The sequence below is a fragment of the Humibacter sp. genome (genome assembly GCF_051954055.1).
Classification (GTDB): Bacteria; Actinomycetota; Actinomycetes; order Actinomycetales; family Microbacteriaceae; genus Humibacter.
Genome location: NZ_JBQCIE010000039.1, coordinates 1 through 10,317 on the forward strand (window position 1 = coordinate 1; position 10,317 = coordinate 10,317).

At 68.1% G+C, this 10,317-nt stretch carries 9 protein-coding genes; 7 read left to right on the plus strand and 2 right to left on the minus strand.

Annotated features, from left to right (window positions below; genetic code table 11):
• The first annotated feature begins 224 nt into the window (after window positions 1-224).
• The 6 genes from ACTHNC_RS05230 (at window position 225) to ACTHNC_RS05255 (ending at window position 5,487) form a co-directional block, all read left to right on the plus strand.
• Complete coding sequence (locus ACTHNC_RS05230; RefSeq protein WP_440293543.1) at window positions 225-551, plus strand: hypothetical protein; 327 nt, start codon at window positions 225-227, stop codon at window positions 549-551.
• 296 nt (window positions 552-847) lie between these two features.
• A complete protein-coding gene (locus tag ACTHNC_RS05235; RefSeq protein ID WP_440293544.1) occupies window positions 848-1,234 on the plus strand; it encodes an ArsR/SmtB family transcription factor in 387 nt (128 codons plus the stop codon).
• Entirely contained in the window at window positions 1,231-1,719 is a 489-nt protein-coding gene (locus ACTHNC_RS05240) for an SRPBCC family protein (RefSeq protein ID WP_440293545.1), read from the plus strand. The genes ACTHNC_RS05235 and ACTHNC_RS05240 overlap by 4 nt, the downstream gene beginning before the upstream one ends.
• Window positions 1,720-1,733: 14 nt before the next feature.
• Entirely contained in the window at window positions 1,734-2,552 is an 819-nt protein-coding gene (locus ACTHNC_RS05245; protein WP_440293546.1) for an alpha/beta fold hydrolase, read from the plus strand.
• A gap of 248 nt (window positions 2,553-2,800) precedes the next feature.
• Window positions 2,801-4,813 carry an MDR family MFS transporter gene (locus ACTHNC_RS05250; protein ID WP_440293547.1) on the plus strand — a complete coding sequence of 671 codons (2,013 nt, stop codon included), beginning with the start codon at window positions 2,801-2,803 and terminating at the stop codon, window positions 4,811-4,813.
• 71 nt (window positions 4,814-4,884) lie between these two features.
• Window positions 4,885-5,487, plus strand: a complete 603-nt coding sequence (locus ACTHNC_RS05255; protein ID WP_440293548.1) for a TetR/AcrR family transcriptional regulator — start codon at window positions 4,885-4,887, stop codon at window positions 5,485-5,487.
• 1 nt (window position 5,488) lies between these two features.
• Here the strand turns inward: ACTHNC_RS05255 and ACTHNC_RS05260 are convergent, their stop codons facing one another.
• Complete coding sequence (locus ACTHNC_RS05260; RefSeq protein WP_440293549.1) at window positions 5,489-7,816, minus strand: arylsulfatase; 2,328 nt, start codon at window positions 7,814-7,816, stop codon at window positions 5,489-5,491.
• 122 nt (window positions 7,817-7,938) lie between these two features.
• On the opposite strand from ACTHNC_RS05260, the gene ACTHNC_RS05265 reads away from it, so the two are divergent.
• A complete protein-coding gene (locus ACTHNC_RS05265) occupies window positions 7,939-9,153 on the plus strand; it encodes a cation:proton antiporter (protein WP_440293550.1) in 1,215 nt (404 codons plus the stop codon).
• 25 nt (window positions 9,154-9,178) lie between these two features.
• On the opposite strand, the gene ACTHNC_RS05270 is transcribed toward ACTHNC_RS05265, so the two are convergent.
• A partial coding sequence (locus ACTHNC_RS05270) for a serine hydrolase domain-containing protein (RefSeq protein ID WP_440293551.1) occupies window positions 9,179-10,317 on the minus strand: 1,139 nt, incomplete at its 5' end.

Sequence of the window (10,317 nt, forward strand, 5' to 3'; positions counted from 1 at the left end):
GTCGCCGGTCGGCACCCCCGAGCGACAGAGCGGCGGGTGACACGACCGGCGGTGAGACTACCCGTATGGGATGACCCTAGGCGCCATGCACGTGGTCTCATCGCACACACGTAGTCTCACCCTGGAGGGGGTGGGCCGGCCCGGCCCGGTCGCCCGCGCCCGTTTTCAGCACGGGCAAAGCCGTGACCAATGCGGCGCCGAGGACGCGTCGCCAACCTGGGGGCATGCCCGAGTACGCCGCCGAGATCGAGTTCATCGCATCCGAGTTCGCCGGCGCGGAGTTCCGGATGCTCGCGCGCCAGCTCGTCCCACTGCTGGAGGACTCCGACGGAGTGACGAGCGTGCGCACCGACCGTTCTGCACGGTCCATCAGAGCGGACGTGGCGGTCACAGCCCCGAGCTCGTCCACCGCCACGGCGAAGGCAGGCTCGCTCGCACGCGCCCTTCAGGCGCAGACCCAAAAAGTGCGCAGCGACCGCATCGCGCTCCGCATCGAGGTCGCGCAGCGGTGCCGAGACGGAGCCGACGACGGGCCCGAGCTCGCGAAATGATCGCATCCCGTATCCCACATCGGCCGAATCGAAATCAACCCCCAAATGGGGGCCACGATGTGCGGTACATTGGACTTCATATCCTCTGGATGTGGCACCAGGCACTCCCAGCAGGCATCCCCAGGAGGGGAGGCCAACGGTGCGTTTCCCAGAGGGATGGAAAGGGAATCCTGGCGGCCGAGTGTTCGGGTCACTTCGCCTCCAGGATTCCCGCTTTTCGGCCACCGGCGACGTGAACGCCTTCATTCGTCAACTCGGGTCTTGACCCGCACCGCCGACGGCGTTATTTTCCTCGTGTGGAAATTGCCTCACGAGGAAAAGACGACATCGGCGCCGTGTTCACCGCGCTCGCCGATCGTACGCGCCGCCGCATCGTGGAGACCCTCTATGCCGGCGAGGCCACTGTGGGCGACCTCGCCACGAAGCTCGGGGTCGGAGCCCCCGCCGTCTCCAAGCATCTGACCGTGCTCGAGGGCGCCGGCCTCGTCTCACGCCGCCGCGACGCTCAGCGCAGGGTGTGCCGGCTCGAGCCGGCCGGTTTCCACGACCTCGGCGAATGGTCCCGCGCATACGAGCGCCTCTGGGCGGGAAGCCTCGACAACCTCGGCGACTACCTCGCGACCCTCGGCGAGGAAGAGGCGCCCCACGAGAGGCACACCGGCACGAAGGGACGGGCACGATGACGACGGATGCCTCGGCCATCCGGCTCTCCAAGACCCTGCCCGCGACGCCCCGGCTCGTGTTCCGCGCCCTGTCGGAGCGCGACCACCTCATGCAGTGGTGGGGGCCGCCAACGTGCCGCGTCGTCGAGTGCAGCGTCGACTTCCGGGTGGGCGGAGTGTGGCACTACCGGCTGCGCTCCCCCGACGGCGCCGACCATTGGAGTCGCGCCGTGTACCGCGAGATCGAACCGGATCATCGCATCGTCTACGCGGAGACCGGATCGGATGCCCAAGGCAACGTCATCTCCGACCGCCCCGCATCCGTAGGGACGATCACTCTCACCGAAGTCGAGGAGGGCACTCGCCTCGACGTGCGCCTCGTCTTCGTGTCGCCGCTGGAGCGGGAGCTCGCCGTGGCGAACGGCGTGCACGACGGTTTCACCAAGGCGCTGGACCAGCTAGCGGACCTGCTCGCGCAGGCGACGCCGAGCGTCCGAGCATCCTGAACGAAAGGAACACCATGTCCGACACCGTCACCACCGCTGTGCGCTCCGCCGACGGGACCGAGATCGCCCACGAGCTGCACGGCGACGGACCGGGCGTCATCCTGATCGACGGCGCGATGTGCTTCCGCGACTCGGGCCCGATGCGCCCGCTCTGCACGCAACTCGACGAGGACTTCACCGTGCTGCTCTACGATCGCCGCGGCCGCGGGCGCAGCGGCGACACCGAGCCGTACTCGGTCGACCGGGAGCTCGAGGATCTGGATGCCCTCCTCGACGCGCTCCTCGACTCCACCGGCACCACGTGCGGAGCGCCCGCACTGGTCGGCATCTCATCCGGCGGTGCGCTGGCGCTCCGGGCAGCAGCGAGGTTCGGCACCCGCATCCGCGCGGTAGCCGTCTACGAGCCGCCGTTCATGCCGGAGCCGCTCGCGACGGATGCCCGCGAATACAGCGCAGCACTCGCGAACGCTCTCGCCGACGGGGACCGCGACGCTGCGGTCGAACTGTTCCTCCGCCGCGTCGGGATGCCCGAGCACGCGCTCGCAGGCATCCGTCAGTCCCCTGCGTGGTCGGGCATGACCGCCATCGCGCCGACGCTCGCCCACGACGACGCCGTGCTGGGCGACAGCCGCGTGCCGTCGGAGCTGGTGGCATCCATCTCGGTGCCGGTGCTCGCGCTGGCCGGCGATGCGGGGCCGGACCTGATGCAGCACGGGGCTCGCGAGGTCGCCGAGTGCGCCCGCGGCGGAGAGTTCGACGTGCTCGAGGGACAGGGACACGACGCGGACGCCGGCGTGCTCGCCGCGCGCCTCCGCGAGTTCCTCCGGCCCTGAGTTCTTGCAGATCCGCACATTTGCCTGATAGGCAAACTTGCAGCACCAGTAAACTTGCATAGTCTGCACGATCGGCGTATTCTTGCATCGCCTGCAAGAAATTGCCCGCCAACGTCGGCGCTCGGCGCCGACTGACGGTGACGAGCGCGACGCGTCCCGATTCACTCGTCACTCGAAGGGCCGGCATGTCCACCGCTACTGCTCCTGTGCGAACCTCACCTGGTTCCGCATCGGGATCGAAGCCGATCATGACTCATCGGCAGATCCTCCTCGTCATCTACGGCCTGATGGCCGGCATGTTCCTCTCCTCGCTCGACCAGACCATCGTCGGCACGGCCATCCGCACCATCGGCGATGACCTGCACGGTCTCGAGCAGCAGGCCTGGGTCACCACGGCCTATCTGATCACCTCGACCATCTCGGTGCCCATCTACGGCAAGCTGTCGGATGTCTTCGGCCGGCGGCCGCTGTTCATCTTCGGCATCGCGGTGTTCATCATCGGTTCTCTGCTGTCGTCGTTCTCGGCCTCGATGCTCATGTTGGCCGCGTTTCGCGCGTTCCAGGGCATCGGAGCCGGCGCGCTGATGGCGCTGCCGCTGGCGATCATGGGCGACATCCTCGCCCCGCGTGAACGAGCGAGGTACCAGGGCTACTTCTTCGCCGTCTTCGGCATCTCCAGCGTGATCGGCCCGCTCGTCGGCGGCATCTTCGCCGGTGCCGGTCAGATCCTCTGGATCTCCGGATGGCGCTGGGTGTTCCTCGTCAACGTTCCGATCGGCATCATCGCGCTCCTCATGGTGATCGCGTTCCTGCACCTGCCCAAGGTGGGCAAGCACGCCAAGCCGCGCGTCGACTGGTGGGGCGCGACGGCCGTCATCGTTGCGCTCGTTCCGCTGCTCCTCGTCGCCGAACAGGGTCGTGACTGGGGTTGGACCTCGGCCGGCTCGATCGCCTGCTACATCATCGGCGGCGTGGGAATCGTCTCGTTCATAGTGATCGAGGGACTCATGAAGGATGACGCGATCATCCCGCTCAAGCTGTTCCGCTCCGGCACGTTCTCGATGGCCACCGTCATCGGCGTGCTCGTCGGCTTCGGCATGTTCGGTGCCATGATGACCATTCCGCTCTACCTGCAGATCGTCACCGGACTGAGCCCGACGGCATCCGGATTCGCGATGATCCCGATGGTGATCGGCCTCATGATCGCGTCGCTCGGCTCCGGCCAGCTCGTGGCGCGCACCGGCAAGTACCGCATCTTCCCGGTGACCGGCACGCTGTTCACCGCCGTGGGCTTCGTGGTGCTGACGTTCCTCAAGTACGACAGCCCGCTCTGGTTCCTCATGCTCGGCACGTTCGTGATCGGCCTCGGCCTCGGCCAGCTGATGCAGTCGCTGGTGCTCGCCAGCCAGAACGCCGTGAAGGCCACCGACATGGGCGTTGCGAGCAGCGCGGCCACGTTCTTCCGCCAGATCGGTGGAACGCTCGGCACCGCCATCATGCTCTCCGTGCTGTTCTCCGTGCTGCCGACCAACATCGTGCACGCCACGGCCGACAAGCCGACGCTGACCGCTGCGCTCGACGCCGCGCTGAACCCGCAGGTGGCGAACGCCGCAGACAACAAGGCGATCATGAAGCAGCTGTGGACCCCGATCGTCGACCCGATCAAGTCGAACGTGCAGAAGAACCTGGACCAGGCATCCACTGCCGCGAAGGCCGCCGCCGACAAGGCCGTCACCGACAAGGTGACCGCCGCCGTCGACGCCCAGGTCGCCGCAGGCGCCATCCCGGAGGCCGCGGCCCCCGGCGTGATCCAGCAGCAGGTCGCCGCAGCGACTCCCGCCGCGGAGAGCGCAGCCCTGACCGCGGTGGCCCAGAAGGCCTACGCCACGGTCGTGGACGGACGAGTCGTGGTGAACTGGTCGAACTCGAACCAGCGGACGCACTGGGTCGACCAGCTCACGCCGACGCTGGAGAAGCAGCTGACCAAGGCGAACTCGAAGGCCTCGACCGCGTCGAACACCTCGACCAGTGACACGTCGTTCCTGAACGGCGCCGACAGTCGACTGAGCAAGCCGTTCATGGTCGGGTTCACCCAGGCCGTCGTCTCGGTCTACTGGGTCGGGTTCGGCGTGATCCTGCTCGCGTTCATCCTGAGCTGGTTCTTCAGGGTGCCGCCGCTTCGCACGACGTCCGCCCTGCAGGAGCAGGCGGATGCCGCGGGCATGACCGAGACCGGCTCGATCCGCCTGCAGAGCGCTTAGGTCTCGCAGTACGGCCCGGGACGGCCGCGATCCGGCCGTCCCGGGCTGCGACAGAGCAGAATGGAAACACCATGAGCATCGCGCAACAGCCCGCCGCAGACACCCTGCGAGAGCGCAAGAAGCATCAGACGCGGCAGGCCATCCACGAGGCAGCGCTCGACCTCGTCGACCAGAACGGTCTCGACGGCACGACCATCGAGCAGATCTGCCAGCACGCCGACGTCTCACCCCGCACGTTCTTCAACTACTACCCGTCGAAGGCTGCCGCGGCGCTCGGCCTTCCGGAGACCGCGATCTCGGAGGCTGTCGTGGAACAGTTCCGTGCGGCGACCGGAGACCTCGTGCCCGCACTGTGCCACCTCGTCGGCGAGCCGGCCGACGCGCGCCTCGACCACCGGCGCATGAAGCAGGTCATCAAGCACCGGCCCGAGCTCGTCCCCGCCTTCAGCCAGTGGATGGCCACCGTGCGCGAACAGTTCGTGCAGCTCGCCGAGGAGCGGGCCCCCTCGCACGAGGTGGCCGTCGCCGCCGTCACGCTCGTGATGGCCGCATTCGGCCTCGTCATGCACGACCATTCCCAGAAGGATGCGCCGGCCGTCGAGCGCCTGCAGCAGGCGGTCGACAAGATCGTCGCGGTGCGCTCCGCCGAGATGACGCCGCCTCCCGCTAGCTGAGCTACTCGCGGGCCAGTGCCGCCTGCGCCTCCCGTTCCAGGTCGAGGTATTGTTCCTCGCTCACGTCGATGCCCACGCCGAGCAGCTTGCCGCCGGTGAACGGGAACGACGTTCCCTCGTACTGCCGGCTGACGGCATCCGCACTGTCGTAACCGACGCACAGGCCGTCCCCGCTCAGCGTGAACTTGCCGATCTGCGCCCGCATCGGGCCCTCGTCGACGACCCGATCGTCGACGTAGAGCCGCGCGACTCCGATCAACTCGCCGTTCTCTCCGGCGCTCTGCCTCTCGAACTCCACGCCGAGCGCGTGCGGTCCTGGCGTCAGCTCGCCGGACTCGAAGTGCTGCTCGGGCGGGATGCCCAGGAAGTTGTACACGTAGTGCAGCTTGTGGTCCTTGACGAACAGGGTGTGACCGCCGAAGCGCGACCCGTGCGCGAACAGCACGCCTTGGGCATCCGCTCCAAGGTCGACTTCGGCGACGATCTTGTACGAGCGGCCGCGCACGTTCACCGCGACGCTTTCCGGTATGGCCGTCGTGCCCGGGTAGTACACGTACCTCGTGCGGGCGGGCTCGGCCTGGGGACGCTCGATCGTGAGCTGGTCGCGTGCCGACCGGTCGTCGAGTGGCAGCGCGAAGTTCGCCTTCGCCTCCTCGAGCCAGACATCCACCAGATGCTTCACCTTGTCGGGGTGCTCGGCGGCGAGGTCCTTCGACTCCGAGCGGTCCTCCTCGACGTGGTACAGCTCCCAGCGGTCCTCGTCGAAGCGGCCGTGCCCGGTGAGCGGTGCGTGGATCGCGGATGCCTTCCACCCGTCCTCCCAGATGCCGCGCGTTCCGAGCATGGCGTAGTACTGCCTGTGCCGTTGCGTCGGACCGTCCGGCTGGGCATCGAAGCTGTAGCGCATGGAGATGCCATCGATCGGGTACTGCTCGACGCCCCGGTACGCCTGAGGCATCTCCAGCCCCGCGAGGTCGAGGATCGTGGCCGGGACATCCGTCGCGTGGTGGTACTGGTTTCGGATCTCGCCGCGCGCCTTGATGCCCGCCGGCCAGTGCACGACCATGGGGTCGCACGTGCCGCCGGAGAACTGCGAGTAGCGCTTGAACATCTGGAACGGTGTCGAGAACGCGGTCGCCCACCCCGTCGGGTAGTGGTTGTACGTGTCCGGTGAGCCGAGCTTGTCGATCATCGCCATGTTCTCGGCGAGGTCGTCGGGGTATCCGTTGAAGAACTTGTTCTCGTTCACGGACCCGTTCGGGCTGCCCTCACCCGATGCCCCGTTGTCGGCGCAGTAGAAGATGATCGTGTTGTCGAGCTGACCGGTCTCCGCCAGGTAGTCGACGATGCGGCCGACCTGGGCATCCGTGTACTCGCTGAAGCCCGCGTACACCTCGGCGAAGCGCGCGAACAGCTTCTTCTCGTCGTCGCTGAGCTCGTCCCACGGGCGCACCCAGTCGGCCGGGTTCGCCTGGTCCTCGGGCATCGGGTTGATCGGCGTGAGCTGCGTGCCCTCCGGCATGATGCCCTTCTCGATCATGCGGGCGAGTACCCACTCGCGATACGCCTCGTAGCCGTCGTCGAAGACGCCCTTGTACTTGTCGATGTACTCCTGCGGCGCGTGGTGCGGAGCATGGTTCGCCCCCGGGCAGAACCACAGGTACCACGGCTTGGACGGGTTGGATGCGTGCTGGTCTCGCAGCATGCGCAGCGCCTGGTCGGCGAGGTCCTTCGAGAGGTGGTATCCGTCCTCGGGCTTGGACGGCTGGTCGATGAACTTGTTGTCTTCGACGAGGTCGGGATACCACTGATTCGTCTCTCCGCCGAGGAAGCCGTAGAAGCGGTCGAAGCCCTGCTGCACCGGCCACTGCCGGCGAGCGCCGCCGCCGGCGACATCCTCTTCGGGAACATCGTGGTCCTTGCCCACCCAGAACGTGGAGTAGCCGTTGTCCTGAAGGAGGTGGCTGATCGGAGCGCACTCCTCCGGGATGCGGCCGGAGAGCCCGGGGAACCCGTTGGTGCCCTCCATGATCACGCCGATGCCGTTCTTGTGGTGGTTGCGGCCGGTGAGGAAGCACGAGCGCGTCGGTGAGCAGAGGGCCGTCGTGTGCCACTGCGTGTAGGTCAGGCCGCCCGCGGCGAGGCGGTCCATCGTTGGCATGTTGATGCGGCCGCAGTAGGGCGACCATGCGGCCATGCCGGTGTCGTCGTAGAGCACGACGAGAACGTTGGGCGCGCCCTCGCGAGCCCTCGGCAGTTCGTACGGCGACCAGTCAGCGACCGAGTCACGCACGTCGAGCGCGATCCTCCCGTTGAATTCCTTCGACATGGATTTCCTCCCCAGAAGCGCTTTCCTTCACGCTAGGTCGAGGCGTCGCAGCGGGACCGGCACGGGCGCCACCTCGTCCGCATGGGGTGACGCGACCTCGGCGTGCCCATAGCATCGCCTGCATGGGGGCCATCACATCCATCGTGCTCATTCCGCTGCTCGCGGTGCTCGCCCCGATTCTCACCAGGCTCGTCGGACGCGTGGCCGCGTTCCCGCTCGTCGTGTTCGAGATCGTGCTGGGCATCCTGGTCGGCCCGAGCGTGCTGGGCTGGATTCCGAAGACGGATGCGCTGACCACGTTCTCGAACTTCGGCCTCTCGTTCCTCTTCTTCATGGCGGGCAGTGAGATCGACTTCGCGACGATCAGGGGCCGGCCTCTGAGACGGGCGACGATCGGATGGCTGATCTCGCTGGTCGGAGGGCTCGTGCTGGGCATCCTGCTCGCGCCCACCCCGATCGCGGGCGTCTACGTGGGCATCGCGCTGTGCTCGACAGCGCTCGGCACCCTCATGCCCTTGCTCCGGGATGCCGGCGAGCTGAAGACGCCCTTCGGCCTGGCTGTCACGGCGGTCGGAGCGGTCGGCGAGTTCGGACCGCTGGTCGCGATCTCACTGTTCCTGTCCGGGCGCACACCGCTGTCGGCGGCGCTCGTGCTCGGCGGGTTCGTGGTGATCGCGGGACTCGGCGTGTGGTTCGCGTCGCGCGGCACGCACGACAGGTTCCACCGGCTGGTGCGCGCCACACTGCACACGAGCGGTCAGTTCGTCGTGCGCTTCGCAATCGCGATCATCGCCGCGCTCGTCGGTCTGAGCATCGTGCTCGGCCTGGACATGCTGCTGGGCGCGTTCGCCGCGGGCATCCTCACCCGGGTGCTGCTCTCCGGTGCGCGCAAGGAGGACGCGGAGCAGATCGAGGGCAAGCTCGAGGCGGTGGCGTTCGGCTTCGTCGTTCCGGTGTTCTTCATCGCGACCGGCGTCACGTTCGACCTGCGGGGGCTGCTGGCGGACTCGCGAGCACTCATCCTGCTGCCGATCTTCGTCGTGCTGCTGCTGATCGTGCGCGGCCTCCCCGGCACGATCGCCGCACCGCCCGGGTCGACCGGCCGTGATCGCGGCGCGCTCACGCTGTTCGCCGCGACCGGTCTGCCGATCATGGTGGCCGTCACCAACATCGGTCTCGAGGAGCACGACCTCTCCACCGGCACGGCCAGCGCTCTCGTGGGAGCCGGCATGATCTCCGTGCTGTTGTTCCCCGTGATCGCGCTGACGCTCCGTCGCGGGTCGGCAGACGGCGGCGTGCGTCCGCCGGACGCGGAGCACGTGCCGACCGTCGGCTGAGGCCCCGGCGGTCGGTGCAGGACCGTCAGCGCTGCACGGCGAACGATTCGCCCGGGCGCACCGCCCGCAGCTGATAGGCGCCGTCGAAGCCGAGCCCCCGCGTGGTCCAGCGCGGCGTGACGCTGCGGGCATCCGTATCGAACGCGAGCATGAGCCGGTGCGGCGTGTCGATGAAGGCCACGTCGACGCGCACGATGCCGTCGGACGAGCGGATGCCACCACGCACCGCGACCGGGACCTCGAGCGTTCCCGAATCCGCACCCTCGGTCACGACCCACTCTCCGTCGCCGATGCGGCCGCCGACCGTTCCGGACGGCGTGCCGGAGGTGCGGCGCGGACCCACTGCCGCGACCCATCCGTCGATGCCCTCGTCTTCGGCGTCGGTCGGCTCTGCGGCGTCCTGCTCCCGCAGCGTCGCTCGCCACCCGTCGCCGTCGCGCTCCAGCGTCACCGCAGCGAGCGCCTCGTACTCCTCCAGCGACATGGCGTCATCAGCGCGGCGGTACTCGCCGGCCGCAGAGCCGTCGAGCTGGGCGAGCGAGCCGAGCGTCTCCTCGAAGCCGATGCTGTAGCGCAGGTCGTGCAGCGCATCCGAGCCCGCCGGCCGAGGCTGGAGCGGCGCATCGTGGAACGCCGGGAGCAGGTGCTTCCACACACGGTTCAGCACGTCCTGCATGTCGACGGTCTGCGACGTGATCGCCACGACGGCGTCGTGCTCGGGCAGAACGATGCAGTACTGGCCGAACGCGCCGTCGCCGCGATAGCCGTGCCTGGCCATCCAGAACTGGAACCCGTACCCCTGCTCCCAGTCGGAGTCGGCCTGAGTGAGTCCGCCGGGCGCTGCGTTGTCCACGTGCTTGCTGGTCGCTTCGCGCACCCATGACTCCGGCAGCAGGCGCTGCCCGTTCCACACTCCGCCCGCGAGGTACAGCTGCCCGAGTTTCGCGACGGCCTCCGGGGTCGCGAACAGACCGGAGAAGCCGAGTTCGACATCCACCGGCTCCTGCTGCCAGCCCACCGGGGCGATGCCCAGCGGCTCCAGCAGTCGGGGCCGCAGGTACTCGCTGAGTCGCACGCCGGAACCGCGCTGGATGATCGCGGCGAGCGTGTAGGTGGCCAACTGGTTGTAGGTGAAGACGCTGCCGGGCTCGCGCTCCGGCGGGG

Bases quoted from the DNA above. Each gene is read 5' to 3' on its own strand.
- ACTHNC_RS05245 (WP_440293546.1), top strand. From the start codon at position 1,734: ATGTCCGACACCGTCACCACCGCTGTGCGCTCCGCCGACGGGACCGAG.
- ACTHNC_RS05240 (WP_440293545.1), top strand. From the start codon at position 1,231: ATGACGACGGATGCCTCGGCCATCCGGCTCTCCAAGACCCTGCCCGCG.
- ACTHNC_RS05260 (WP_440293549.1), bottom strand. From the start codon at position 7,816: ATGTCGAAGGAATTCAACGGGAGGATCGCGCTCGACGTGCGTGACTCG.
- ACTHNC_RS05250 (WP_440293547.1), top strand. From the start codon at position 2,801: ATGACTCATCGGCAGATCCTCCTCGTCATCTACGGCCTGATGGCCGGC.
- ACTHNC_RS05255 (WP_440293548.1), top strand. From the start codon at position 4,885: ATGAGCATCGCGCAACAGCCCGCCGCAGACACCCTGCGAGAGCGCAAG.
- ACTHNC_RS05230 (WP_440293543.1), top strand. From the start codon at position 225: ATGCCCGAGTACGCCGCCGAGATCGAGTTCATCGCATCCGAGTTCGCC.
- ACTHNC_RS05265 (WP_440293550.1), top strand. From the start codon at position 7,939: ATGGGGGCCATCACATCCATCGTGCTCATTCCGCTGCTCGCGGTGCTC.